This window comes from Cellulomonas sp. FA1, assembly GCF_000986825.1.
In the GTDB taxonomy this organism is placed as follows: domain Bacteria; phylum Actinomycetota; class Actinomycetes; order Actinomycetales; family Cellulomonadaceae; genus Cellulomonas; species Cellulomonas iranensis.
This window is the reverse complement of sequence record NZ_LBMY01000001.1, coordinates 904,346-929,995: the sequence shown is the minus strand read 5'-3', so window position 1 is coordinate 929,995 and position 25,650 is coordinate 904,346. Positions and strand designations below refer to the sequence as shown.

Annotated in this window: 23 protein-coding genes; 1 reads left to right on the top strand and 22 read right to left on the bottom strand. The window is 72.8% G+C overall.

What is annotated here, in order from left to right; translation table 11 throughout:
* Positions 1-43 precede the first annotated feature (43 nt).
* The 22 genes from GY42_RS19310 to GY42_RS04005 form a co-directional block, all read right to left on the bottom strand.
* Positions 44-832: a hypothetical protein gene (locus GY42_RS19310; protein ID WP_046528362.1), complete on the bottom strand. Its 789-nt coding sequence runs from the start codon at positions 830-832 to the stop codon at positions 44-46.
* A 1-nt stretch (position 833) separates the two neighbouring features.
* Positions 834-1,535 (bottom strand): PilN domain-containing protein, encoded by a 702-nt coding sequence (locus GY42_RS04105; protein ID WP_046528361.1) that lies wholly within the window; start codon positions 1,533-1,535, stop codon positions 834-836.
* Entirely contained in the window at positions 1,532-2,596 is a 1,065-nt protein-coding gene (pilM, locus tag GY42_RS04100; RefSeq protein ID WP_046528360.1) for a type IV pilus assembly protein PilM, read from the bottom strand. The genes GY42_RS04105 and pilM overlap by 4 nt, the downstream gene beginning before the upstream one ends.
* An 81-nt stretch (positions 2,597-2,677) precedes the next feature.
* Positions 2,678-3,463, bottom strand: coding sequence for a prepilin peptidase (locus GY42_RS04095; protein ID WP_046528359.1), 786 nt, complete (start codon positions 3,461-3,463; stop codon positions 2,678-2,680).
* Positions 3,464-3,479: 16 nt separating this feature from the next.
* Positions 3,480-5,030: a hypothetical protein gene (locus GY42_RS04090; RefSeq protein WP_046528358.1), complete on the bottom strand. Its 1,551-nt coding sequence runs from the start codon at positions 5,028-5,030 to the stop codon at positions 3,480-3,482.
* Positions 5,027-5,680 carry a PulJ/GspJ family protein gene (locus tag GY42_RS19305; protein WP_269082297.1) on the bottom strand — a complete coding sequence of 218 codons (654 nt, stop codon included), beginning with the start codon at positions 5,678-5,680 and terminating at the stop codon, positions 5,027-5,029. Before GY42_RS19305 ends, GY42_RS04090 begins: the two co-directional genes overlap by 4 nt.
* A gap of 20 nt (positions 5,681-5,700) precedes the next feature.
* Positions 5,701-7,509 (bottom strand): Ig-like domain-containing protein, encoded by a 1,809-nt coding sequence (locus tag GY42_RS19300; RefSeq protein ID WP_046528356.1) that lies wholly within the window; start codon positions 7,507-7,509, stop codon positions 5,701-5,703.
* Positions 7,510-7,636: 127 nt separating this feature from the next.
* Positions 7,637-8,080 (bottom strand): type II secretion system protein, encoded by a 444-nt coding sequence (locus GY42_RS04075; protein ID WP_046528355.1) that lies wholly within the window; start codon positions 8,078-8,080, stop codon positions 7,637-7,639.
* A 248-nt stretch (positions 8,081-8,328) separates the two neighbouring features.
* On the bottom strand, positions 8,329-8,778 hold the full coding sequence (locus GY42_RS20120; RefSeq protein ID WP_046528354.1) for a type II secretion system protein: 450 nt from the start codon (positions 8,776-8,778) through the stop codon (positions 8,329-8,331).
* Positions 8,779-9,014: 236 nt separating this feature from the next.
* On the bottom strand, positions 9,015-9,449 hold the full coding sequence (locus GY42_RS20115) for a type II secretion system protein (RefSeq protein WP_046528353.1): 435 nt from the start codon (positions 9,447-9,449) through the stop codon (positions 9,015-9,017).
* A gap of 138 nt (positions 9,450-9,587) precedes the next feature.
* Entirely contained in the window at positions 9,588-9,983 is a 396-nt protein-coding gene (locus GY42_RS18060; RefSeq protein ID WP_052748199.1) for a prepilin-type N-terminal cleavage/methylation domain-containing protein, read from the bottom strand.
* Positions 9,980-11,203, bottom strand: coding sequence for a type II secretion system F family protein (locus GY42_RS04055; protein ID WP_046528352.1), 1,224 nt, complete (start codon positions 11,201-11,203; stop codon positions 9,980-9,982). Before GY42_RS04055 ends, GY42_RS18060 begins: the two co-directional genes overlap by 4 nt.
* Entirely contained in the window at positions 11,203-12,726 is a 1,524-nt protein-coding gene (locus tag GY42_RS04050; protein ID WP_046528351.1) for a type IV pilus twitching motility protein PilT, read from the bottom strand. Before GY42_RS04050 ends, GY42_RS04055 begins: the two co-directional genes overlap by 1 nt.
* Positions 12,727-12,847: 121 nt before the next feature.
* A complete protein-coding gene (locus tag GY42_RS04045; RefSeq protein ID WP_046528350.1) occupies positions 12,848-14,521 on the bottom strand; it encodes a GspE/PulE family protein in 1,674 nt (557 codons plus the stop codon).
* Between the two features lie 122 nt (positions 14,522-14,643).
* Positions 14,644-15,489, bottom strand: coding sequence for a shikimate dehydrogenase (locus tag GY42_RS04040; protein ID WP_046528349.1), 846 nt, complete (start codon positions 15,487-15,489; stop codon positions 14,644-14,646).
* Complete coding sequence (mltG, locus tag GY42_RS04035) at positions 15,486-16,703, bottom strand: endolytic transglycosylase MltG (RefSeq protein WP_236686708.1); 1,218 nt, start codon at positions 16,701-16,703, stop codon at positions 15,486-15,488. The genes GY42_RS04040 and mltG overlap by 4 nt, the downstream gene beginning before the upstream one ends.
* Before the next feature lie 37 nt (positions 16,704-16,740).
* Positions 16,741-17,298 (bottom strand): Holliday junction resolvase RuvX, encoded by a 558-nt coding sequence (gene ruvX, locus GY42_RS04030; RefSeq protein ID WP_046528348.1) that lies wholly within the window; start codon positions 17,296-17,298, stop codon positions 16,741-16,743.
* On the bottom strand, positions 17,291-19,984 hold the full coding sequence (gene alaS, locus GY42_RS04025) for an alanine--tRNA ligase (protein WP_046528347.1): 2,694 nt from the start codon (positions 19,982-19,984) through the stop codon (positions 17,291-17,293). The genes ruvX and alaS overlap by 8 nt, the downstream gene beginning before the upstream one ends.
* A 91-nt stretch (positions 19,985-20,075) precedes the next feature.
* A complete protein-coding gene (locus GY42_RS04020; protein WP_046528346.1) occupies positions 20,076-20,462 on the bottom strand; it encodes a hypothetical protein in 387 nt (128 codons plus the stop codon).
* On the bottom strand, positions 20,459-20,818 hold the full coding sequence (locus GY42_RS04015) for a DUF948 domain-containing protein (protein WP_046528345.1): 360 nt from the start codon (positions 20,816-20,818) through the stop codon (positions 20,459-20,461). The genes GY42_RS04020 and GY42_RS04015 overlap by 4 nt, the downstream gene beginning before the upstream one ends.
* Positions 20,819-21,004: 186 nt before the next feature.
* Positions 21,005-21,631 carry a 30S ribosomal protein S4 gene (gene rpsD / locus GY42_RS04010; protein ID WP_052748197.1) on the bottom strand — a complete coding sequence of 209 codons (627 nt, stop codon included), beginning with the start codon at positions 21,629-21,631 and terminating at the stop codon, positions 21,005-21,007.
* 292 nt (positions 21,632-21,923) lie between these two features.
* Positions 21,924-23,303 carry a replication-associated recombination protein A gene (locus GY42_RS04005; protein ID WP_046530520.1) on the bottom strand — a complete coding sequence of 460 codons (1,380 nt, stop codon included), beginning with the start codon at positions 23,301-23,303 and terminating at the stop codon, positions 21,924-21,926.
* 108 nt (positions 23,304-23,411) lie between these two features.
* Here GY42_RS04005 and GY42_RS04000 point away from each other — a divergent pair, with 108 nt between their 5' ends.
* Positions 23,412-25,643 carry an MMPL family transporter gene (locus GY42_RS04000; RefSeq protein ID WP_046528344.1) on the top strand — a complete coding sequence of 744 codons (2,232 nt, stop codon included), beginning with the start codon at positions 23,412-23,414 and terminating at the stop codon, positions 25,641-25,643.
* The last annotated feature ends 7 nt before the right edge of the window (positions 25,644-25,650 follow it).

Below are 25,650 nucleotides of genomic sequence, written 5' to 3'. Positions count from 1 at the left end.
CCGCCCACCCCGGGCGGGGCGGACGGGGCGTCGACGGGTCGACTCAGCCGAGGGGCACCATCGGGTTGCGGCCCTCGGGGCGCGTCGGCAGCGCCGGCTCCTCGGTCTCCTCCGGTGCGGGCGACGCCGTCGTGGTGTCCGGAAGGACGAACAGGTACCCGCTCACGTTGATCTCCAGGTCGCCGACCGCCGTCGCCGGCCGGCCACCGCCGGCCTCCGCGTCGCTCTGGCTGGCGCCCACGACCGACTCCACGACGTACAGGCGCTCGGTGCCGACCTGCAACGCGTCGAGGAAGGCCCGCACGTTCTCGTAGCCCCCCACGACCGTCAGGCCGAGCGGGACGGCCACGAGACCCGCGGGGGCGCTCGTCGCGGGTGCCGCGCCCGTCCCCGCGGCACCGGTCGCCGCGTCCGTCGCCGCCTCGCCGGACGCGTCGGTCGTCGCCGGCTCGGCGGTCGCGTCCGCGGCCGGCGCCTCGGGCACGAACGCGATCGGCGTCGACGGCGAGACCGTGAGCAGCGTCACCGAGTGCGCGACGGCCAGCTCGTCGAGCTGGCGCAGGTACCCCGACAGGTCCGGGGTGCTCGGGACCGACGTCCTCAGCGCCGCGAGATCGGCACGGTAGGTGTCGATCTTGGCGAACTCCTCGCGCAGCACGCCGATGCGATCCCGCAGCAGGCCGTTGTCGGTCTCGACCTGGTCGGCCGTCGCGTTCGTCTCACCGGCCGTCGTCAGGACGGGAGAGATGGCGAGGAACCAGGCCGCCACGAGCAGCAGCGCCACGACGGCGCCCGCTCCGGCGATCCACGGCGTGGACTTGTTCGACCGCATGTCAGTTCTCCTCCGTGGTCGGGGCGAACCGCTGCGCGAGCGTCGTCGGCCCCATCTGGACGGTGGCCGAGAACGTGTAGAAGGTGACGCCCTCGACCTCGGTGACGGCGATCGACGACACCCAGGGGTCGTGCATGCCGGGCACGGACGCGAGACCGTCGAGCATGGCGGCCGTGTCGGGGACCGTGGTCGACTGCCCCTGGAAGCTGAACGACGCGATGCTCGCTGCGTCGAGCGGGCCGGTCGGCTGCTGGGCCGGTCCCGTCGGTGCCGGCCCGGTCGCCGCGAAGGACTCGATCCGGACGTCGTCCGGCAGCACGGCGCTCACGGCGTCGAGGTACGGGAGCCACTGGATCTCGGTCGCCGTGGCAGCCTGCCGCGCGGCTGTGACCTGGTCGATCGCGCCTCGGACCTGCGGCACCTCGGCGTACTTGCGCTCCTCGGCCCGCAGCGCGACGGTCTGGCTCTCGGCGTCCGCGAGCCTGCTCTCGGCGGCGCTGCGGACGAACACGGCGGAGACGTAGGCCAGGCCCACGACCGCGACCGTCACGAGCAGCGCGACGACGAGCCACCGCTTGACGACCGCGAGCGAGCGCGCGGCGCGCACCTCGGGCGGCAGCAGGTTGACCTGGGGCAGACCGGGCGTGAACGCGGCCGCGCCCTTCTTCTGGCGCGCGGGGGCGCGCAGCGTCTGGGCGCTCATGCGGCGACTCCGTAGGCGAGGCCGACGGGGAGGGCGACGGTGGACTCCGCGCCCTGCACGACGGTGCGGTCGAGGTTCTTGCCGAGCCGGAACCCGGCGACGGGGTCGCCCAGGCCGGCGGGGAGACGGGTGCTGCTCGAGAGGAACTGCCCCAGCCCGGACAGGTGCGCGCCGCCACCGGTGACGACGAGCGACTCGATCGCCCGCCCGGGGTGGTTCGACGCGTAGTAGACGAACGTGTTGCGGATCGACTCGACGAGCGTCCGCGTCGCCTCGACGATCGCCTCGGCCGCGGCCTCGTGCCCTGGCGGCGGGGAGAAGCCCAGGCCCAGCGTGCGCTTGACCTGGTCCGCCTCGGGCTGCGAGACCTGCAGCGCCGCTGCGACGGCGTCGGTGATGTTCTGACCGCCCGACGGGAGCACGCGCACGAGCTTGGGGGTGCCGTGGTCGGCGACGACGACGTTGGTGAGCCGCGCGCCGATGTCGACGAACGCGACGACGTGCTCGGCGTACTCGCCGCGGCACAGCGCGCGCAGCAACGCGAATCCGTTGAGGTCGACCATCACCGGGCGCAGCCCCGCCCCCTCGACCGCGAGGACGTTCGCGGCGACGGTGTCCCGCTGCGCGGCCACGAGCATGCCGTGCACGCGGCGCCCGGTGTCGCCGTCGGACTCCCCCGTCACGTGGAAGTCCAGCAGCGCCTCCGACGACGCGACGGGCAGCAGCTCCTGCACCTGGAACGGCAGCGACGCCTTCAGCTGGTTGGCCGGCATCCACGGCAGCTCGAGCTCACGCACGACGACGCGCTGGTTGCCCACGCCGATGACGACGTCCTTCGACGAGAAGCCACCGCGCGACCACATGCCCCGGATCGCGTCCGACACGACGCGCGGGTCGACGACCTCACCCTCGCGCACCGCGCCGGGCGGCAAGGGGGCGACCGCTGCGTGCAGCAACGTGGGCGAGACGGTCCCGGCGGGCCCGCCCGACCCGAACTCCACCTCGACAGCACGCACCGCGGTGGTGCCGATGTCGAGGCCGATCACACGCGATGAGGCCACTGGAGGTCCTTCCGGGAGTCCGTCCGTACGAGGCACTCATCGGCACGAGCGCCGCACCTCTTGAGGGCGCGACGCCGCGGGTCACAGCAGTCCGACGTACCACCCTGCGACGGCGGGGCCGGCGACGAGGCCGACGGCGGCACCCAGGAGCATCCAGGGGCCGAACGGCAGCGTGGACTTGCGCCCCGCGCGGCGCAGCACGACCAGCGCGACCCCGTACACGCCCCCCAGCAGGAAGGCGGCGAACGCCCCCACCACGACGGCGGACCACCCGACCCACCCGAGGTAGAGGCCGAGCACGCCCGAGAGCTTGACGTCGCCCAGCCCCATGCCGGCGGGGTAGACGACCCGCAGGACGACGTAGAACACGAGCAGGGCCGCGCCCGCGAGCACCGCGCGCAGCAGCGCCGAGAAGTCCGACGGGCCCCCCGGGTTGGCGCTCGCCAGGGCGAGCAGCACGAACGCCACGGGGTACGACGGCAGGACGATCGCGTTTGGCAGCCGGCGCACGTCGACGTCGATGAGGAACAACGCGACCGAGACGGCGGCGAGGTACCAGAACGCGGGCAGCGCCCAGGACGCGCCGAGCCACCCCACGACGAGCGCGAACAGCACGCTCGTCGTCGCCTCCACGAGCGGGTACCGCACGCTGATGGGGGCGCCGCAGTCGCGGCACCGCCCGCGCAGCAGGAGCCACGACACGACGGGCACGTTGTCGCGCGGACGGATCGGGTGCCCGCACGCCGGGCACGCGCTGGGCGGTCGCACCACCGACTCGTCCCGCGGCACGCGCCAGACGACGACGTTGAGGAACGAGCCGACGGCGAGACCGAGCACGGCCGCGACGACCACGAGCAGCGCTGTCATGGCAGGGGATCCTGCCTCATCCGCCCCGGCTCTCGAGGTAGTTGCCCACGGACGCGGTCACGTCCTCGGGCGGCGCGTTCCACTTCTGGTCGATCCCGCCGGAGCAGTCCGTCAGCACCATCTTCGACCAGGCACCCTCGAACTTCTCGCCGAGTCCGATGCACTTCGTCGGCTGCGAGCGCGGCGTGAACGTGAAGCTGGTCTGGTAGTTGCCCGTGTCTCCGGACCGGACCCACTTCTGCTTGGGGTCGGACGCCGAGCAGGCGGCGAGCACCGGGTAAAGGGTCGTCGACGTCGCGGTCAGGCACCACCGGTCGCCGTCGCTGTTGTTGCGGCGGACGTAGATCTGCGTCTCGACGCTCGTGGCGGCGCCGGTCGGCTCGGTGTAGTACCACTTGTGGTTCCACGCGAGCTTGCTGCCGCCCGAGGGGTCCTGCTTGCACGGGTAGATGATCATGTGGGAAAAGCTGACCTCGCCGTGCGTCACGTCGAAGCAGCGCCCGAACTCCAGGAAGTTGACGATCTGGTAGGTGTCGGGCCCCGCGGCCCCGGCACCGACGGCAGGGTCGGGGTTGAAGGAGCCCCAGTCCGCCTTGTCGGCGCAGCCGCCCGTGTACAGCTTGCTGTTGAAGGGGTTGTTCGAGTTGGCGCGCAGGCAGAAGTCGCTGTAGCCCGAGATCGTCGTGTTCTCACCCTTGAAGATGGCTCCCGCCTCCCAGCTCCACAGCTGGTTCCAGCGGGCCGAGCTCGTCGCCGGCGCGCAGTCACGCAGGTACGCGAGCGTCACGGTCGTCGTGTTGCTCGCCGGACCCGTGATGCACAGCGCAGCGCCCGGGCCGGGGAGCGTCGAGACCGCGAGCTTGAGGCGGTAGTCCTTGTCGTACACCCACAGCTCGCGGTCGTCGTCGACGCCGCACTGCGCGACCGGGACGTAGCTGATCGTCGATCCGGCCGCGGTGCCGTCGGCCCGCAGGCAGTACTTGGTGTCGTAGCTGTACAGCCGCCCGCCGACGACGTTCGTGCTGGTCGTGTTGAACCGGTAGATGCTCGACATCGTCCGGACCGCGTCGTCCTGCCCGAGCGTCGCGCCCGTCGGGGCGTCGCCGGTCGACGTGATGTACGCGAAGAGCGGCTGCAGGGTCGTGCCGCTGCCGGGCACGCACGCGAGCTTCTTCGCGTCGAGCCAGGACTCGCTCTGGCCCGCGGGGTTGTCGCGGTAGTAGCGGACCGTCACCTGGTAGCCGAGCTCACCGCCCGGCGTCGCGACGCTGCCCTGGAGCGTGCACGGCAGCTTGCGGACGTCGCCGTAGACCGCTCCGACGTAGTCGGGCGAGCCGAGTGCCGTCCGGACCGAGCTCAGCGCGGTCTCGATGCCCGCCTCGGCCGCGTACACCGTCTGCGTGCTCTTGCGCTGGAACTGCGTCGGCATCGCCTGCGAGAGGACGAGCCCGAGCACCAGCACGCTCAGCGTCGTCAGGATGAGCGCGAGCATGATCGCGCTCATCATGGCGATGCCCTCGTCCTGGCCGCGGCGCAGGTCGTCGCACGCCCGTCGGATCGCCCTCATGGCCGTCCTCCTGCCATGCACACGGGGATGTCGCTGACCCCGGGTGCGTTCGTGTCGCTGTTGGTCAGGGAACCGGTCGAGCTGTTGCGCGCGACGAAGACCGTGCGCTGCTCGACCGGGTTGCCCACCGCGGGGTCACCGGCGCGCAGCCGCACGACGAGCCGCTGGCGGGGGTTGTCCGAGGTCGCCTTGAGCAGCTCGAACGGGTACGTCGCCGTCACGCCGTCGGCCGGGGGCTGCACGTCGGCGACCACTGTCGCGAAGGCGGGCACCGCGACCCCGGCGCGGTCCTCCCAGCTGCGTCGATCGAGCGTGCCCGCGGTCGGGTCCCACCGCCACTGCGTGCAGGTGGCCCGGCCGGTCGCCGACACGGCCGCCGACACGCGGAACTCGACGTAGCGGCGCCCCTGCGCCCCGTTGCCGGGGAAGTTGACCGCCTCGGCGTACCGGACCTGACGGTCGAGCCGCTGGAAGGCCGTCCGCAGGCCGTCGTCCGCGGTCACCGTGACGTCGGCCCGGACGGTGCTGCGCGTCATCATCACCACGCCGCCCATGACCACGGCGATCAGCACGGTGAAGATCCCCATCGACACGATGAGCTCGACCAGGGTCACGCCGTCGTCGCGCCGTCGCCGTGCTCCGTCGTGCACGGTCCGGTCGCGCGGGGCCACTAGTTCTTCACCACGATCGTGATCGTCTTGACCTCGGAGATCACGGCCGGGTCGGACGGGCTCGCCAGCTGGTACCGCATCGTGCACGTCCCGGCCTTCTTGTTGGTCGTGCGGATCTTGATGATGCCGTTCTGGTACTCCTGCCCGCCGGGGTCGCTCACGCACGACGGGAACGCGCCGTCGACGAGCTTGACGGTGCCGCTGAAGTTCGTGGGGGCCATGCCCGGCTGGTTCTTGAGGTCGATGCGCGCCTCGTTGACGCCCGTGCGGACCTGGTAGGTGAAGTCCACCGCCACGGGCACGATCCGCAGCGTCACGGTCTTGACCGCGGACCCCTGCCCGCCCTCCGGGTCGAACACGCGGTACTGGAACGTCCACGTGCCGAGCGTGTTGGTCTGCGCGGCGTACAGGAACCGCGTGCCGCGCTTGTAGTTGCTCATGTTGACGTTCCGGACCCCGAGCGGCCCGTCGATCTTCAGCTGGCCCTGGTTCACGGACATCGACACGATCTCGTACAGGTAGCCCTCGGGGTTGCCCGTCTTGCCGAGCATGTCGATGTCGAAGTCCGTGAGCGACATGGTCGCGGGCACGTTCGCGACGAAGTCGGCGACGAGGGGCGGCGCGTAGTTGGTCACGACCACGGTCACGAGGGCCTGCGTCGAGTCGGACACACCGTCCGTGAAGTGGTACCGGAACGTGAAGGTCCCCAGCGTCGTCGCCCGGAAGTCCACCGACTTGCCGTCGGCGCTCACCGTGGCGGACGCGCCCGCAGGCGGCGTGTCGATGACGACCGCCGTGGGCGTGCCGAGGTCGTTCGCGAGGACGGGGATGCCGACCGTCTGGTTCCGCACGGCGGTCGCCGAGTCGGGGACCGCCTTGCCGGTGACGGTCACGCTCACGGTGGCCGGGTCGGACATGTGCCCGGCCTGGTCGCGGAGCTGGTAGGTGAAGGTCGCCAGACCCGACCAGTTCGGCGGCGCGGTGTACCGCAGCTGCCCGCCGGCGGCGTTGGTCACGGAGCCGTGGCTCGGGCTGCTCACGTTCACGACCGGGTTGCTCGTCACGGGGCCGAGCACGTCGTTGAGGAGCACGGCGATGTCGACGGACTCGCCGACCGGCACGGTCGTGTTGTCGTCGACGGCGATCGGCCGGGTCGTGTTGTTCCAGACGATGTCCTCGTTGGGGTCCACGAGCGACTGCGTCTGGTAGCTGCAGGTGCCGCCGCAGCTGCCCGCGGTGTCGGGCCACTCCACGAGGACCATGACCCGCAGGAGCCGGACCGTGCTCGCGGGCGGCGTCGCCGGCGGCGTGGACCCGGCGCCGACGCGTGTGCAGTCCTGGCTGGCGGCGCCCGTGGGCCGGTAGCACGTGCCGATGAGGATCGTGGACGTGTACTCGACGCCCCCGAGCCGCGTCGTGCGCTCGATGGGCACGGCCGGCGCCTTGCCCGCGGTCGGGTTCGCGTCCCACGCGGGGTACGTCTGGTCGAGCCCGTCCAGGCCCGCAGCCTGCGCGGACGACCAGGCGGCCGTGACGGCGGCCTGGGGGCGGTCGAGCAGCAGCCCGGAGAACGTGGTCCCGCCCTTGGTCACGGGTTTGGCGCTGACGGCGAACGCGTCCTCCATCGCCTCCGTCGCCACCGTCACGGCCGACTGCGAACGCGACTGGTGCGTCACGGAGCGCGTGCCGTTGACGAAGAAGTACAGCGCCGCGGCGGCGACGATGCCGACGACCGCGAGGGCGGCGACCACCTCGACGAGGCTGAACCCCTCGTCGGGGACGCGCTGGTGGGGCTGACGGGCGCTCACATCGCTCCTCGTGGTTGCTGCGCGTGCTGCGTGCCGGCCGACGGGTCGCCGGCGGCCGTCCGACCGCGCCCGACGTGGTCGCCCGCGGTCTCGCGGGCGACCACGCCGGGCGTGGTCGCTGCGGGCGTCAGGGCTGGAGGCCGCCGGCGGCCGAGTCGTAGTCGATCGTGTTGGTCGCCGAGTCCGCGTTGCCGTTCGTGTTGTAGCCCTTGATGGTGAACGTGCCGGTGCCGACGGTCACCTTGATGACGTTGCCGGTGCTGACGGGGATGGTGACCGCGTCCGCGCCGGTGCCCAGCACGACCTGGTTGCCCGTCGCCGCACCCGTCGAGTCCGTCGTGGCGGCCGGGTAGGTCTGGTGCTGCGTCATCCAGGTCTCCATGTTGGTGGCGACCGTGCGCAGGTCCGACTTGATCGACGCGTCGACCGCGCTCTTGCGCTGGTTCAGGAACACCGGGATCGCGATGGCCGCGAGGATCCCGATGATGATGACCACGACCAGGAGCTCGATGAGCGTGAAGCCCTGCTCCCCGTCCTTCTTGTTCAGAGCCTTGCTGACGCGAGCGATCATGCCCGTCCTCTTCTCAGGTCCAGGTGCCAGATGTCAGGTGTCGCCCGCCGTGCGGACGACGCACGTACGTGTCGACCGGAACCACCGGGTTCTTGACCCCGCGTGCACGACGTCACCCGAGCGGCGCAGCGTGCCGCCCCTTCGTGCGACAGTCGCCACCCCGGCCGCCCGCCGCGCACGCACGACGACCGCCGGGAAGGCCTCCCGGCGGTCGTCGTCGTCCGGCGCGGCAGGCGCCGGTGCACGTGCTACTTCAGGCCGCCGCCGTCCGAGTCGTACTTGATGGCCTTGCTGGCCTCGCTCGCGTTCCCGTTGGCGTTGTAACCCTCGATGAGGAACGTGCCGGCGGCCACGGTCGCGCCGGTGAGCGTGACCGTGATCACGTTGCCGCTGCTCACCGGGATCGAGACGTCGGTCGCACCGGTGGCCTTGAGGACGACGGGGCCGCCCGCGGCCGCCTGCGTCGCGGAGTCGGGGTACTTCTGGTGCTCCGTCATCCACGTCTCGAGGTTCGTGGCGACCGTGCGCAGGTCCGACTTGATCGACGCGTCGACCGCGCTCTTGCGCTGGTTGAGGAACACCGGGATCGCGATGGCCGCGAGGATCCCGATGATGATGACCACGACCAGGAGCTCGATGAGCGTGAAGCCCTGCTCCCCGTCCTTCTTGTTCAGAGCCTTGCTGACGCGAGCGATCATGCCCGTCCTCTTCTCCGATGCAGGTGCCAGATGTCAACGGGCGAGGGCCGCGCGCGGCCGTCTCCCGGTGCACTGCATGTCGGCTCCGCAGCTCACGACCTTGACGCACGTGACGGACGATCACTCGCGTGGCCCAGCCGCCGCGCGGCGACGCCAGGATCGTGCACGCGGACACGCCGACGGCGCGGCCGCCACGGCAGGACCGGGCGACCGCGCCGACGGCACGTGCGGGCGTGTCAGGGCTGGAGACCACCGGCCGCGGAGTCGTACACGATGGGCTCGGCCGACGTGGCGTTCCCGTTCGCGTTGTAGCCCGACACCTTGAAGGTGCCGCCCGTGACGGTGACCGAGATGACGTTGCCCGGGCTCGTCGGGACGTCGACCGAGGAGGTGCCGTCGGTCAGCACGACCTTGGGCGTGCCCGCCGCGCTCGCCGTGACGGTCGTGGGGTAGACCTGGTGCTCCGTCATCCAGGTCTCCATGTTGGTCGCGACCGTGCGCAGGTCCGACTTGACCGACGCGTCGACCGCACTCTTGCGCTGGTTGAGGAACACCGGGATCGCGATGGCCGCGAGGATCCCGATGATGATGACCACGACCAGGAGCTCGATGAGCGTGAAGCCCTGCTCCCCGTCCTTCTTGTTCAGAGCCTTGCTGACGCGAGCGATCATGCCCGTCCTCTTCTCCGATGCAGGTGCCAGATGTCAACGACGCCCGCCCCGTGGACGGGCGTCGCTACCCTCTCGACCGAACCGCGCGGCACCTTGACCGGTCCGGTCCGCGATCACCCGAGCGGCGCAGCCGCACCGTCAGAGGGTGACGACCGCGGGCCCCGCGCAGCGGGCGTCGTCCGAGCCCAGCCCGTCGCGGTCCAGCACCCAGCGCGTGGCGGAGCCCGCCGCGCCGTGCCAGCCGCGCACGCACCAGCGCTCCCCGTCCGCGACCACCTCGACGACGTTGCGGGGGCTCAGCACGACCTGGTCCTCCAGCCGCGCCACGTCGAGCACGCCGGGCCCGGAGGACGCCGCCTCGACCGCCACGGCGACCGAGCGCAGGTCCGCCTGCACCGACGCGGCGTACGCGTCCGCGCGGTGCGCGAGCAGCACGGGCACCGCGATCGCGGCGAGCACGCCGAGCACGACGACGACCACGACGACCTCGACGAGCGTGAAGCCCCGGTCGCCGACCGCCGGGGCCCGGCTCACTGGATGTACTCGAAGATCGAGAAGATCGGCATGTAGAGCGCGATGATCATGCCGCCGATGATCGAGCCGAGCACGACGATCATGAGCGGCTCGATGAGGCTGGTCAGCTGCTCGGTCGTCGCCTCGACCTCCTGGTCGTAGAAGTCCGAGACCTTCCCGAGCATCGAGTCGAGCGCACCGGTGTCCTCGCCGACCGCCATCATCTGCACGACCATGGGCGGGAAGATCGCGTGCTCGGCGAGCGGACCGGCGAGCGACTGTCCGGAGCGCACCGAGTCCTGGACGGCCTTGGTCGCGTGCTCGATGACGACGTTGCCGCTCGTCTCGCCGACGATCTCGAGCGCCTGCAGCAGCGGGACACCCGCGTGCAGCATGGCGCCGAAGTTCCGGGTGAAGCGCGAGATGGCGATCTTGCGGAACAGCTTGCCGAACACCGGCAGTCGCAGCTTGAGGGGGTCGACGCGCTCGCGCACGCCGCGGTCGTTCTTGTGCCGCGACCACCAGATCGCGAACACCACGAGCAGCGCCACGAGCGGGAAGATCGCGACCTTGAGGAAGGCCGAGAGATGCACGAGGAACTGCGTCGGCGCGGGCAGGTCGCCACCGAGGGAGGTGAACATCGACTCGAAGATCGGGACGATGAACAGGAGCATCCCGATCACCGCGAGGATCGCGACGACGAACACCACGACGGGGTACGTCATCGCGCTCTTGACCTTGCCGCGCAGCTTGAGCTCGGACTCGAAGTTCGCCGCGACCGACACGAGCACCTGGTCGAGGAAGCCGCCGACCTCGCCGGCCTTGACCATGTTGATCATGAGCGGCGGGAAGACCTGCGGGTGCCGGCCGAGGGACGTCGAGAGCGCGACACCGGTCTCGACGTCGTTGCGGACCTGCGCGACGATCCGCTGCAGCGGCTTGGACTCGGTCTGCTCGGCGAGGATCGACAGCGCGCGCAGCAGCGACAGGCCGGAGCTGATCATCGTCGCGAGCTGGCGCGACATCACGGCGATGTCCTTGAGCGAGACCTTGTCGCTCATGCCGGGGATCTTGATCTCGGCGTTGAGGCCGCCGGTGCTGACCTCGTTGATCGAGACGGCCGCCATGCCCATCTCGCGCAGCCGGTTGGCGACCGCCGCCTGGTTCGACGCCTCGACGCGCCCCTTGACGATCTTGCCGCTGCGGTCGCGGACCGCGTACTCGAACGTCTTGCTCGCCATCAGTAGCCTCCGCCCGCGGCGACCAGGCCGGCCGCGCCCTGCGTCTGGCCGCCGATGCGGCCGGCCAGCCGGTTGAAGTCCTCGACGTGGTGGCACTTCTCGAGCCCGACCTCGTACGAGATCTTCCCGGTCTTGACGAGCTCGGCGAGGTGCTGGTCCATCGTGTGCATGCCCTGCTGGGCGCCGGCCTGCATGGCCGAGTAGATCTGGTGCGTCTTGCCCTCGCGGATGAGGTTGCGGATCGCGGGGGTGGCCACCATCACCTCGGTGGCGACGGCCCGCCCGGGGCCGTCGGCCCGCTTGCAGAGCGTCTGGCACACGACGCCCTGGATGGCCCCGGCCAGCTGCGTGCGCACCTGCGCCTGCTGCCCCGACGGGAACACGTCGATGACGCGGTCGATGGTCTGAGCGGCGTCCTGCGTGTGCAGCGTCGCGAACACCAGGTGGCCGGTCTCGGCGGCGGTCAGCGCGACCGAGATCGTCTCGAGGTCGCGCATCTCGCCGACGAGGATGATGTCGGGGTCCTGGCGCAGCACGTGCTTGAGCGCGTTGGCGAACGAGTGCGTGTCGGCACCGACCTCGCGCTGGTTGATGAGCGACTTCTTGTGGCGGTGCAGGAACTCGATCGGGTCCTCGACCGTCATGATGTGGTCCTCGCGCGTGCGGTTGGCGAGGTCGATGATCGCCGCGAGGGTCGTCGACTTGCCGGAGCCGGTCGGCCCCGTCACCAGCACGAGCCCGCGCGGCAGGCCCGCGAACGTCCCGACGACCGGGGGCACGCCCAGCGCCTCGAGGGGCTTGATCTCGTACGGGATCACGCGGAAGGCCGCGCCGACCGACTCGCGCTGCTGGTAGACGTTCACCCGGAACCGCGCGACGTTGCGCACGGCGTAGGAGAAGTCGAGCTCGAGCACCTCCTCGAACTGCTCGCGCTGCTTCTGCGAGAGGATCGAGTAGAGCGAGCGGCGCAGCGTGTCGGGCGCCATCGTGGCGAACTGCTCCATGGGACGCAGCGAGCCGCTCATGCGCACCATGGGCGGCGCGCCCGACGTGAGGTGCACGTCGGAGCCGCCGAGCCGCACGAGCTCGCGCAGGACGTCGTCGATCTCGATGTCGCCCTCGTGCCGCTCCTGCCCGACGCCGGCCCGCGTGACGGGGCGGTGCGCGGCCGGTGCGGGGCGGGGTGCCGCCGCGGGAGGCGCGGCCACGGCGGGCGCCGGCGCGTACGCGGGCGCCGCCGCACCCGGCTGCCCGGGCTGGGACCACTGGCCGCCGTACCCCTGCCCCGCGGCAGGTGCGGGCGCGGGAGCCGGCGCCGGCGGGTACGCGTGCCCTCCCCCGGGCGTCGTGGGGGGCGCGACGGGGCGCGCGTCGACCTGCCACGGGGCGGGGGCGCCCTGGGTCGGGACCCCGGGCACCGGCGTCGTCGCGGCGGGCGCCGTGGTCGCCTGCGGCCCGGCCGGACGGTACGGCGGCAGGCCCCTGCTCGGCTCGCCGGGACGCCCTTGGTACGAGTCGGTCACGTCTTCCTCCGTCGTCACGACGTCGTGCCCGCGGCTGCGGGCGTGGCACACGGGTGCCCGTGGTTGTCATCGGCCGCGGCACGGGGCGACTTGAGCCCGCGCCGCGGCCGACGGGAGCGCGTCAGGCGACGACGCGCAGGATCTCCTCGATCGACGTCTGCCCCAGCGCGACCTTGTGCCAGCCGTCGTGGCGCAGCGAGACCATGCCCTGCTTCTCGGCGGTGGCCGCGATGTCGGCGGACGACGAGTGCGCGACGGCGTGACGCTCGATGTCCTCGGTCACGCGCATCACCTCGTGCAGCGCGAGGCGGCCCTTGTACCCGGTGCGCGAGCACGCGCTGCAGCCCGCGGGCCGGAACAGCTGCGGCAGCGGCTCCCCCGGCATCCACGGGAACCGTGCCGCCTCGAGCTCGTCGGGCGAGGGCTGGTAGGGCTCCTTGCACTTCGGGCACAACCGCCGCGCGAGGCGCTGCGCGACCACGCAGTCGAGCGCCGAGCCCACGAGGAACGGCTCGATGCCCATCTCCGTCAGACGCGTCACGGCCGACGGCGCGTCGTTGGTGTGCAGCGTCGACAGCACGAGGTGCCCCGTGAGGGCGGCCTCGATCGCGATCTGCGCGGTCTCGTGGTCACGGATCTCGCCGAGCAGCACGACGTCCGGGTCCGAGCGCAGGATCGAGCGCAGGGCCGCGGCGAACGTCAGGCCCGCCTTGGGGTTGACCTGCACCTGGTTGATCCCGGGGAGCCGGTACTCGACGGGGTCCTCGACCGTGATGACGTTGATCTCCGGCCGGGACACCGCGTTGAGCGTCGCGTACAGCGTGGTCGACTTGCCCGAGCCCGTCGGCCCCGTCACGAGGATCATCCCGTAGGGCTTGGTGTACGACTCGCGGTACGTCTCGTAGTTGTGGTCCAGGAAGGACAGGTCGCGCAGGTCGAGGCTCGCCGTGGAGTTGTCGAGGATGCGCATGACGATCTTCTCGCCCCACACGGTCGGCAGCGTCGCCACGCGCAGGTCGATCTTGCGTCCGTTGTGGTTCACCGACATGCGGCCGTCCTGCGGCTTGCGCTTCTCCGCGATGTCGATGTCGCTCATGATCTTCACGCGGCTGATGACGCCGCCCTGGATGTTCTTGGGCGAGCGCTGCGTCTCGTGCAGCACGCCGTCGATGCGGTACCGCACCCGCAGGTCGTGCTCGGTGGGCTCGATGTGGATGTCGGACGCGCGGTCGGTGATCGCCTGCGTCACGAGCAGGTTGACGTACCGCACGATCGGCGCGTCGTCGTCGACGAAGTCCCCGAGGCGCGACAGGTCCGCCTCAGGCTCGGCGTGCTCCTCCTCGAACGCGCTGGAGAGGTCCTCCATCTCGTCGTCCGCCCGGCAGAACCGGTCGATCGCGCGGTGCACGTTGTCGTAGGTCGCGACGACGGGGATGACGCCCATGCCGGACACCGTGCGCACGTCGTCGACCGCGACGACGTTGCCGGGGTCGGCGGTCGCGAGCACGAGCGCACCGTCGCGCAGGCCGATCGGCAGCACGGCGTAGCGCCGGCACAGCGCGCCCGGGACCATGCTGACGGCCGCGCGGTCGACCGCGTACTCGTCGAGGTCGACGAACTCCATGCCGACCTGCGCCGCCAGCGCGCGCACGAGCTGCGCCTCGGAGAGGACGCCCTGCTCCACGAGCGTGCGCCCGAGCGACGTCCCCATGGACGTCTGCACGTCGAGGGCCGCGAGCAGCTGCGCCTCCGTCACGAGCCCCTCGTCGAGCAGGACCTCACCCAGCTGCTTCACGCGCGCCTCCTCGTTCCGCGGCGCCGCGAGCTGGCGCCCCCGAGGTCATCGGCACGTGCGGGCCGCGCCTGAAGGACGCGTCGGCCGGATCACACCGGCGTCACGCCGCGGCGGCGCGGCGGTCAGGCGGCGGCGAGCGCGCCGCGCAGCGCCACGTCCATCGCGTCGAGCGGCGCGACACGACCGGTCATGAGGCGGACCTGCTCCGCCGCCTGGTGCAGCAGCATCCGCTCGCCGCCGACGGCGGCGCCGCCCCGCGCGGCCCAGGCCGCGCCGAGGGCCGTGGGGCTCGGGTCGTAGCAGACGTCGAGGAGCGCACCCCGCACCGACGCGGGCAGCGCGGCCGCCACGCCGTCCGCCGCGTGCGCGGGGAGCGTGCTGACGACGACGTCGGCGCGCGCGATCTCCGCGGCGGCGTCGTCGAGCCGGCACAGCCGGGGCTCGACGCCCATGCGGTGCGCGGCGCGCAGCAGACCACCCGCGCGCGCCTGCGTGCGCACGTACACGCGCGGCGACGTGCACCCCAGCTGCGCGAGCGCGGCGAGCGTCGACGCGGCGGTCGCCCCTGCACCGAGCACGGCGCCGGTGCGCACGCCGTCGACGACGCCCGCCTCCCACAGCGCCCGCACCAGACCGTGCACGTCGGTGTTCGCACCCGTGAGGGTGCGACCCGCACCCGCGCCGTGCACGAGCACGGTGTTCACGGCACCCACGACCTCCGCCAACGGCTCCACGTGGTCGAGCAGCGGCAGCACCGTCTGCTTGAGCGGCATCGTCAGGCTCAGCCCGGCCCACGTCGGGTCCAGGTCGCGCAGGAACGTCGCGAGCGCGTCCTCCGTGACGTCGACCGCGTCGTACCGCCAGCCGTCGAGCCCGAGCGCGGCGTACGCGGCCGCGTGCAGCACGGGCGACAGCGAGTGCGCAACCGGGTGCCCGAGCACGGCGGCCCGGTGCACCGCGGTCGTCACCCGTCCTGCTCCTCGTCGCCCTGCGCCTCCTGGGCCGCCTTCTCGGCCTGCCACTGCCGGTAGAGCGCGCGGTTCTGCTCGTGCTCGTCGTTCGTCGTCGCGAACCGCGTCTCGCCCGTGTCGAGGTTGACCGTCATCCAGAACAGCCACGGACCGTCCGCCGGGTTGAGCACCGCGTCGATCGAGGGCTCGCCCGGTGCGGCGATCGGCGTCGGGGGCAGGCCGTTGACCCGGTTGAGGTTGTACGGGCTGTCCGACGTCTGGAGCATGTCCAGCGTCAGCTGCGTGCCCGGGATGCCGAGACCGTACGCGAGCGACGCGTCGATCTGCAGGCGCATGCCCTTCTCGAGACGGTTCTCGATCGCGCGCGCCATCTTGGGCCGGTCGTCGTCGAGCGCCGCCTCCCGCTCGATGAGCGACGCCTTGATGAGCACGGTCTCCCACTGGTCCTGCGGGACGCCCTTGGACGTGAGGACCTCGATCGTCTTGGTGACCATCTGGCCGACCATCTGCGCCGGCGTCGTGCCCGGCTCGTACTGGTACGTCGACGGGAACAGCCAGCCCTCGACGTTGCCGTTCGCCTCCGCCGGCAGCCCGATCGCCGCCGGGTCCGCGGCCGCGGCACGCAGCTCGTCGAGCGGGACGGTCGTGACCTGGCTGACCTTCTCGAGGATCTGCTCGGCGGTCCAGCTCTCGGGGATGGTCACCCGCGTCGAGACGCGGCTCTTGGGGTCGAGGAGCGCGAGCACCGCGTCCTGGGCCTTCATCTCCAGCAGGAGCTGGTAGGTGCCCGGCTGGATGCTCGAGGCGTCGGGGTTCGCGTTGAAGGCGGTCGTGAACGCCTTCGCAGTCGCGACGATCCCCGCCTCCTCGAGGGTCTTGCCCATGACGGCACCCGAGTCACCGGCGTTCACGGTGATGGTGGGAGCGCCGGGGCGGCCCGGGCCGGGGTAGTCGTCGACGCCGCGCGCCGTGCTCGTGCCGTCGCCGAACAGCGACCCGCCGACGAGCGAGTACACGACGTACCCGGCCCCGGCCACCAGCACGAGCGCGACGAGCAGGACGCCGATCGAGCGGCGACGGCGCTGCTTGCGCAGCCGCTCCTCACGCTTGCGCCCCGCGGCGCGCGAGCGGCGACGCGGAGGCTGCGCACCGCCGTCGGGGGTCGCGCGGTCACCGCCGAACAGATCGGGCGAACCGTCTTCCGACCTCACGGGGGCCCACCATTCCGTCTGGTTGCTCACGTGTGCGTCACTCCACCGTCGTCGTGCCGTCGCCCGCACCGCCCCCTGGTGCTGCCGCGTCACGGCCAGGGTCGACCTCGACCCGTTCCCCGGGACGTCGCCCCGTGGACCGCTCCGCGTCCAACGCCTGCTGCAGGATCACCACCGCGGCCGCCTGGTCGACGACCTGCCGGTGGCGGCGCCCGGATCGGCCGGACGCCTGGAGCGCGTGATGGGCGGACACCGTGCTCATCCGCTCGTCGACCAGCCGGACCTGGACGGGTCCGACCGCGCGCGCCAGTGCGACAGCGTACGCGCGCGCGAGCCCCGCCGACGACCCTTCCGCGCCCGAGAGATGGCGGGGAAGTCCGACGTACACGACATCCGCACCCCGTTCGCGCGCCTCGTGCGCGATCCGCGCGACGTCCGCGGCACCCGGCCGCGGCTTGCCGGACGCCCGCGCGACGGTCTCGACCGGCGTCGCGAGCAGGCCGTCGGGGTCGCTCGACGCGACCCCGACGCGCACCGTCCCGACGTCGACCGCGAGGCGCACGCCACGGACGACGGCGTCGCCGCCGTCAGCCACGGACCGCCGCGACGACGCCCTCGAGGGCCTCGCCGAGGCGCGCGGCGTCGGTGCCGCCGCCCTGCGCGACGTCGTCCTTGCCGCCGCCGCCGCCGCCGAGCACGCCCGACGCCGTGCGCACGAGCTGTCCGGCGCGGTGCCCGGCCTCGCGCGCGGCGGCGTTGGTCGCGACGACCACCGCGGGGCGGCCCTTGACGACGCCGCCGACCGCGACGACCACCGGGGAGGACTCCCCCAGCCGCCCGCGGACGTCCAGCGCGAGCGTCCGCAGGTCGTCGCCCGACGCGAGCTCGCCCGCGTCGTGCGCGACGACGCGCGTCGCACCGACCTGCTGCGCACCGGCCGCGAGCGACCCGGCCGCGGCCAGCACCTGCGCCTGCTGGAGCGCCGCGAGCTGCTTCTCCGACTCCTTGAGCCGCGTGAGCAGCGACGAGACGCGGTCCCCGAGCTCGTCGGGGCGCGCGCCCAGCAGGCCCGAGAGCTGGCTCACGAGCGCGCGTTCCTTGGCCTGGTAGCCGTACGCCGAGTCGCCGACGAGCGCGTCGACGCGTCGCACGCCCGAGCCGATCGACGCCTCGCCGAGCAGCGTGACGAGCCCGAGCTCGCCCGAGCGCCGCACGTGCGTGCCGGCGCACAGCTCGCGCGACCAGTCGCCGCCGATGGACACGACGCGCACCTCGTTGCCGTACTTCTCCCCGAAGAGCGCCATCGCGCCGAGCGCACGGGCCTCGTCGATCGCCATGACCGCGTCCGTGACCTCGAGGTCGTCCTGCAGGCGCTCGTTCACGCGCCCCTCGATCTGCGACAGCGAGGACGCCGGCACGGCCGCACCCGAGCGGAAGTCGAACCGCAGGCGGCTCGGCGCGTTCTCCGACCCCGCCTGCGTGGCGTTGTCGCCGAGCTCCTCGCGCAGCGCCTTGTGCACCATGTGCGTCGCGGTGTGCGCCCGGGCGATCGCGCGACGGCGCGCGGTGTCGATCGTCGAGACGCCCGCGTCGCCGATCGTGATCGTGCCGTCGACGAGCCGGCCGTGGTGCACCGACAGCCCCTTGATGGGCGCCTGCACGTCGTCGACCTCGACGATGCCGCCGTTCTCGAGGCTGATCGTGCCGGTGTCGGCGAGCTGGCCGCCCGCCTCGGCGTAGAACGGGGTGACGTCGAGCACGACCTGGACGTGCGCGGGCGCGGTCGCGGACGGCGCGGGCACGCCGTCGACGAGCAGCCCGACGACCGTCGAGCTCGCGGTCGTGTCGGTGTAGCCGACGAACCGCACCGGGGCGCCGTGGTCGGCGCTGAGGGTCTGGTGCAGCTGCTGGTAGGCGCTCGTGTCGGCGTGGCCGGTCTTCTTGGCGAGCGCGTCGGCACGCGCACGGTCGCGCTGCGCCTGCATGAGCGTGCGGAACGCCTGCTCGTCGACCGTGACGCCGTGCTCGGCGGCCATCTCGAGCGTGAGGTCGATCGGGAACCCGTAGGTGTCGTGCAGCGCGAACGCCTGGTCGCCCGTGAGCACCACGCCCGCGTCGCCCGCCGAGGCCTTCGCCTTGGTGACCGCGCCCTCGAAGATGGTCGTGCCGGCCGTGAGCGTCCGCAGGAACGCGTCCTCCTCGCCGTACGCAACCTGCGCGATGCGGTCGAAGTCGCGCGCGACCTCGGGGTACGACACGCTCATGAGGTCACGGCTGACGGGCAGCAGCTCCGGCAGCGCGGCCTCCTCGACACCGAGCAGGCGCATCGACCGCACCGTGCGCCGCACGAGGCGACGCAGCACGTACCCGCGGCCCTCGTTCGACGGCGTCACGCCGTCGCCGATGAGCATGAGCGACGAGCGCACGTGGTCGCCCACGACGCGCAGCCGGACGTCGTCCTCGCCGCCCGCGCCGTAGCGGCGCCCGGTGAGCTCGGCGGCACGCTCGATGACGGGGAAGACCTCGTCGGTCTCGTACAGGTTGTTCTTGCCCTGCAGCAGGTACGCGATGCGCTCGAGCCCGGCGCCGGTGTCGATGGCCTTGCGCTCGAGCTCGCCGAGCAGCGGGTAGTCCTTGCCGCGCCCCTCGCCGCGCACGAACTGGTCGAACACGAGGTTCCAGATCTCGAGGTAGCGGTCGCCGCCGGGGTCGACCGTGCCGCCCTCCGCGTCGGGGCCGAACTCGGGACCGCGGTCGTAGTGCCACTCCGCGCACGGGCCCGCCGGGCCGGGCTGGCCCGTGTCCCAGAAGATCTCCTCGCGCGTGAGCCGCACGATGTGGCGCGGGTCGACGCCGACCCGGCGCAGCGTGTCGGCGGACTCCGCGTCCTCGTTCCAGATCGTCACCCAGAGCCGGTCGCCGTCCAGGCCCAGGCCGCCCGACGCCTGGTCGCCCGTGAGGAACTCCCACGCGAGCTCGATCGCGCCCTGCTTGAAGTAGTCGCCGAACGAGAAGTTGCCGAGCATCTGGAAGAACGTGCCGTGCCGCGTCGTGCGACCGACGTTCTCGATGTCGTTGGTGCGGATGCACTTCTGCGCGTTGGCGACCCGGGGCCAGGGGGCGTCCTGCGTGCCGAGGATGTACGGGATGAACGGCACCATGCCGGCGATCGTGAAGAGGATCGACGGGTCCGGGGAGATGAGCGGCACGGACGGCACGATGGCGTGGTCCTTGCTCGCGAAGTAGTCGAGCCAGCGCTGGCGGATCTCGGCGGTGCGCATGTCGTCCTCGTCAGGTGGGGGCCGTCGCCGGGCGGCGGCGGGAGGTTCGGTGGTGGGCGGCGCGCTGGCCGCGGGACCGGGGCGGGCCCGGTCAGAAGAAGGGGGCGTGCTCGTCGTCGTCCGGGTCCTGCGTCGGCTCGCCGGCCCAGCCGCGCGCGGCGAGGTCGCGGGCGAGGTCGTCGCGCGGCGGGCGCCCCCCGAAGGAGTCACGCAGCTCGGCGCGGCGACGCGGCGCGGTGGCGCGCAGCTCGTCGAGGTCGACGTCGCCGACGAGCGCGTCGAGCAGCTCGGCCTCGCGCTCGGCGACCCCGGCCCGGAAGTCGTCGCGCGCCGCGCGCAGCGCGCGCGTGACCCGCAGCGCGCCGTCCACGGCGTCGGCCGAGCCGGCCGGTGCGTACGCGTCCACGAGCTGCCGGCCGCGGCGGACCACGACGACGGTCAGCGCGACACCCACGCCGACCCAGAACAGGCGCCTCATCGGCGGCCGCCCGCACGCAGGCCGGCCAGGGCGCGGCGCACGCCGTAGGAGAACGCCGCGACCTTGAGCAGCGGCGCACCGACGGTCGCGGTGACGAGCGACGTGAGCGCCGAGACGTTCTCGCCGACCTGGGCGGCCGCGGTCGTCACGGTGTCGACCTTGTCCATCTGGGTGGCGGACGACGCCACGACCTTGGCGGTCTCGTCGAGCACGGGCAGCGAGTGGTCGGTGAGCTCCCGCACCGAGGTGCGCGCCTCGTCGAGGACGTTGCCGAGCTTGAGCAGCGGCACCGCGAGCAGGCCGACGAGCAGCACGAACGCGATCGCGGCGATGAGTCCCGCGACGTCACCGAGCATGGATGCGACCCCTCCTGTCGTGCGGCACCTGCGACGGTCGCCGCACATCGTCGGAGCGCGGCGACCCGCGCCGCGCGACCTGCGCCACCCTACCCGTCGGTCCGGTCGTGGCCGCGCCCCGGCCGGCGGCAGGGACGCGGACGCCCCGCGGCGCTGGTGCGCGGCGGGGCGTCCGTCGGTGCAGGGTCAGCGGGCGTAGAACTCGACGACCAGCTGGACCTCGCAGGTCACGGGGACCTCGGCGCGCTTCGGGCGGCGCACGAGCGTCGCGCTGAGCTTCTCGAGCTGGACCTCGAGGTAGCCGGGCACGGCGGGCAGCACGTCGCGGTGCGCGCCGGCGGCGGCGACCTGGAACGGCACGGTGGCCTGCGACTTGGGCTTGATCTGGATGGTCTGGCCCTCCTTCACGCGGAAGGACGGGCGGTCCACGATCTTGCCGTCGACGAGCACGTGACGGTGCGTGACGGTCTGGCGCGCCTGCAGGATCGTGCGGGCGAAGCCGGCACGGAGCACGAGCGCGTCGAGACGCGTCTCGAGGTCCTCGACCAGCGCCTCACCGGTCAGGCCCGGGGCCTTGCGGGCGTTCTCGTACGCCTTGGCGAGCTGCTTCTCGCGCAGCGCGTACTGCGCGCGCAGCCGCTGCTTCTCGCGCAGCCGGACGGCGTAGTCCGACTCGGTGCGGCGGCGCGCACGGCCGTGCTCGCCCGGGGGGTAGGGGCGCTTCTCGAAGTGCTTGACGGCCTTGGGCGTCAGGGCCAGGCCGAGCGCGCGGCTCAGGCGGACCTGGCGACGCGAGCGGGTCACGTTGCTCACAGCTGTACTTCCTGTCGTGTCTCGTGACGATCACACCCGTGCACCGGACGAGGTCCGGACGGACAGGACGTCCGACGGGTGCGGGGCCGACCACGGTGCACCCGGCACGGAACACGGGTACGGGCTGAGGCCCCAGGGACGTCGCCCGTGCGTCGTACGCCGGGCAACCCCGCAATGCTACCCGCCGCGGGGCCGCGACCGGAAATCCCGGCCCGCGGCCCCGTCGTGCGACGGCCTCACGCCAGGTGTCGAGCCCTCGAGACGAACGGGCGCGCCCGCACCGTTCGCGTCGTCAGCCGTCGCCCAGGATCGCCCGGATGCGCGCCACCCGCTCGGCCACCGACCGCTCGAACCCCCGGTCGGACGGCTCGTAGTACCGGGTGCCGACCAGCTCGTCGGGCAGGTACTGCTGCGCCGCCACGGCGTGCGGCTCGTCGTGCGCGTACACGTACCCCTTGCCGTGCCCGAGCCCCTGCGCTCCGGCGTAGTGCGCGTCCCGCAGGTGCGGCGGGACCGTCCCCATGCGGCCCGCACGCACGTCCTCCAGGGCGCGGTTGATGCCCGCGTACGACGCGTTCGACTTGGGGGCGGTCGCGACGTGCACCACGGCCTGCGCGAGGATGATCCGCGCCTCCGGCATGCCGATGAGCGCGACCGCCTGCGCCGCCGCGACGGCGGTCTGCAACGCGCTCGGGTCGGCCATGCCGACCTCCTCCGACGCGGCGATCACGACGCGCCGGGCGATGAACCGCGGGTCCTCCCCCGCGGCGACCATGCGCGCGAGGTAGTGCAGCGCCGCGTCGACGTCGGACCCGCGCATCGACTTGATGAACGCGCTCACGACGTCGTAGTGCTGGTCGCCGTCGCGGTCGTAGCGGACCGCGGCCACGTCGATCGCGCGCTCCATGGTCGCGAGGTCGACCACGGCGGGCTCGCCCGGGTCGGAGTCCGGGTCGCGGTCCCCCAGCGCGGCGCCCGCCGCCGCCTCGAGGATCGTCAGCGCCTTGCGCGCGTCGCCGCCCGCGAGCCGCAGCAGGTGGTCGGCCGCGTCGTCGGTCAGCACGACCGACGCGTCCAGCCCTCGCTCGTCCTCGACCGCGCGCAGCACCAGGGACCGCACGTCGTCGGTCGTGAGCGGCTGCAGCGTGAGCAGCAGCGACCGGGACAGCAGCGGCGAGTTCACCGAGAACGACGGGTTCTCGGTCGTCGCCGCGACGAGCGTGACCCACCGGTTCTCGACGCTCGGCAGCAGCGCGTCCTGCTGGGCCTTGGTGAAGCGGTGCACCTCGTCGATGAACAGCACCGTCTCGGACCCGTCCGCCGCGAGCCGCCGGCGCGCGTCCTCGACCACCGCGCGCACGTCCTTGACGCCGGCCGTCACGGCCGACAGCTCCACGAACCGCCGGCCCGACGTCGCGGCCACGAGGTAGGCGAGCGTCGTCTTCCCGGTCCCGGGCGGGCCCCACAGGATCACGGACGACGGCGCGGCGCGGCGCGCGGCCTCGTCGGCGGGCTCGACGAGCCGGCGCAGCGGCGAGCCCGCCACGAGCAGGTGCGCCTGACCGGCCACCTCCGCGAGCGTGCGCGGACGCATCCGCACCGCGAGGGGGGCGCCGGCCGACGGCGCGGGCAGCCCCTGCGCGGTCGACGTGACCGCGTCGAACAGGTCCATGCCGCGAGCGTACGCACCGCCGCCGACGTCCGGCCCCGCGGGGCCGCGCACCGGCGCGACCTGCCACACGACGCCGGGACGTGCGCGGGGCGCCGCAGACCTGCGACCATGACCCGCGTGTTCGCACGCCTGGGCCGCTCGGTCGCCCACCACCCGCGCCTGACGGTCGTCGTCTGGCTGGTCCTCACGGTCGTCGGCTACGGCCTCGCCGTCCAGGGCCTGCACGGCGAGAGCCTGTTCGACCGCATGAGCACCGGCGCGCCCGGCGTGCCGGGCGCGGAGTCGACCCGCGGGCAGGAGATCCTCGCCGCCGAGCGCACGACGGGCCCGGGCGTCACGCTCGTGGTCTCGGGCGTCGACCCGGCCGCCCCCGAGGTCGCCGCCGCCCTCGAGCCCGCGCGCACGGAGCTGGCGGCGCTCGACCACGTCGCGTCGGTCATCGACCCGTTCGTCCTGCCCGGCGGCGTGACGAGCCCCGCCGCGGCACCGCTGCTCGCGCAGGACGGGCGCGGGTTCCTCGTGGTCGTCGAGCTGGTGCCCGACCTCGGTCCCGACGCGCAGTCGGCCGCGCTGGCGGACGTCGAGCAGCGCCTGCGGGACGTGCCCGGCGACCTGCGTGCCGTCGCGCCCGACGTGCACGGCGTCGTGGGTGCCGAGCACCTCATCGTCGAGGAGATCACCGACCAGGTCGAGCAGGACCTGCGGACGGGCGAGCTGGTCGCGCTGCCGGTCGCGCTGCTCGTCATGGTCGTCGTCTTCGGCGGCTTCCTGGCCGCCGCCATGCCCATGGCGGGTGCGCTCGCCTCCATCGCGGGCGGCCTCGGCGGCCTGCTGGCGATGACGTACGTCATGGACGTCGACGCGTCCGTCGTCAACGTCGTCACCGTGCTCGGCCTGGGCCTGTCGATCGACTACGGGCTGCTCGTCGTGTCCCGGTTCCGTGAGGAGCTGCACCGGCTCGTCGACGTCGACGGCGGAGCGGCCAGCCGACGGCGCCGCGGCGACGGACCGGTCGTCACGGCGATCGAGCGGACCATGGCCACCGCCGGACGCACGGTCGTGTTCTCGGCCGTCACGGTCGCCGTGTCGATCGCCGGCCTCCTGGTGTTCCGCCCCGACATCCTGCGGGCCGTCGGCGCCGGTGGCGTCGTCGTCGTGCTGGTCGCGGTCGCGACCGCCGTGACGCTCGTCCCCGCGCTGCTCACGCTCGCGGGGCGGCGCCTCGCGCGCCCCGGGCTGCTGTCCCGGCTGCCCGTGCTGCGCCGCGCGTCGGACGTGCAGCGCGAGGACGGCGCGTTCTCGACGCTAGCGGCCCGCGTCCAGCGCCACCCGTGGTGGGTCATGCTCGGCTCCGTCGCCCTGCTCGCCGTGCTGGCGTCCCCGGCGCTCGGCACCCAGCTGCGCATCAGCGGGCTCGAGCTGCTGCCCGCCGGTACCGCGCAGCGCGAGTACGTCGCGGACCTCGAGGAGAACTACCCCGGCGCGTCGTCCGCGGCCGTCACGGTCGTGGCAGCGGCGTCGCTCGAGGACGCGACCGCGTGGGCCGCGGAGCTCACCGAGCTGCCCGACGTCGCGTCCGTCGACGCGCCTGCGCCGCTCGGCTCGTACGTCGTCATCGGCGTCCGCGCGGCGACCGACGACCCGGGGGGCCCCGTCGCCGCCGACGTGGTCCGCGAGGTCCGCGCGTCCGACGTGCCGTTCGACCGCTGGGTCGTCGGGCAGGCGGCGTCGCAGATCGACTTCACCGCCTCGCTCGTCGCGCGCGCACCGCTCGCGCTGGGCATCGTGGGCGTCGCGACCCTCGTGCTGCTGTTCCTCATGACCGGGTCGGTCGTGATCCCCGTCAAGGCGCTGCTCACCAACGCGCTGTCGATCCTCGCGGCCCTGGGCGTCATGGTGTGGGGCTTCCAGGACGGCCACCTCGAGGGCCTGCTCGGATTCGAGTCGCCCGGCGGCATCGAGACGTACGTGCTCGCGCTCGTCGTCGCGTTCGCGTTCGGGCTCGCCATGGACTACGAGGTCTTCCTGCTGTCGCGCGTGAAGGAGCTGCACGACGAGGGCATGGCGACCGACGCCGCGGTCCGCCTGGGCCTGCAGCGCTCGGGCCGCATCATCACGTCGGCCGCCGCGATCATCGTCGTGGTGTTCGCGGGCTTCGTCGCGGGCGACCTCGTGGTCATCAAGGAGGTCGGGTTCGCGCTGGCGGTCGCCGTGCTCATCGACGCGACGATCGTCCGCCTGCTGCTGGTGCCCGCGACCATGACGGTGCTCGACCGCGCGAACTGGTGGGCCCCGCGCCCCCTGCGCCGCCTCTACGAGCGGTTCGCGATCCTGCACTGACGCGTCA

Coding starts and splice junctions, on each gene's coding strand:
- GY42_RS19310 (WP_046528362.1), bottom strand. CDS start 832: ATGCGGTCGAACAAGTCCACGCCGTGGATCGCCGGAGCGGGCGCCGTC.
- GY42_RS04105 (WP_046528361.1), bottom strand. CDS start 1,535: ATGAGCGCCCAGACGCTGCGCGCCCCCGCGCGCCAGAAGAAGGGCGCG.
- GY42_RS04095 (WP_046528359.1), bottom strand. CDS start 3,463: ATGACAGCGCTGCTCGTGGTCGTCGCGGCCGTGCTCGGTCTCGCCGTC.
- GY42_RS04090 (WP_046528358.1), bottom strand. CDS start 5,030: ATGAGGGCGATCCGACGGGCGTGCGACGACCTGCGCCGCGGCCAGGAC.
- GY42_RS04075 (WP_046528355.1), bottom strand. CDS start 8,080: ATGATCGCTCGCGTCAGCAAGGCTCTGAACAAGAAGGACGGGGAGCAG.
- GY42_RS20120 (WP_046528354.1), bottom strand. CDS start 8,778: ATGATCGCTCGCGTCAGCAAGGCTCTGAACAAGAAGGACGGGGAGCAG.
- GY42_RS20115 (WP_046528353.1), bottom strand. CDS start 9,449: ATGATCGCTCGCGTCAGCAAGGCTCTGAACAAGAAGGACGGGGAGCAG.
- GY42_RS04055 (WP_046528352.1), bottom strand. CDS start 11,203: ATGGCGAGCAAGACGTTCGAGTACGCGGTCCGCGACCGCAGCGGCAAG.
- alaS (WP_046528347.1), bottom strand. CDS start 19,984: ATGCGCACCGCCGAGATCCGCCAGCGCTGGCTCGACTACTTCGCGAGC.
- GY42_RS04020 (WP_046528346.1), bottom strand. CDS start 20,462: ATGAGGCGCCTGTTCTGGGTCGGCGTGGGTGTCGCGCTGACCGTCGTC.
- GY42_RS04015 (WP_046528345.1), bottom strand. CDS start 20,818: ATGCTCGGTGACGTCGCGGGACTCATCGCCGCGATCGCGTTCGTGCTG.
- GY42_RS04005 (WP_046530520.1), bottom strand. CDS start 23,303: ATGGACCTGTTCGACGCGGTCACGTCGACCGCGCAGGGGCTGCCCGCG.
- GY42_RS04000 (WP_046528344.1), top strand. CDS start 23,412: ATGACCCGCGTGTTCGCACGCCTGGGCCGCTCGGTCGCCCACCACCCG.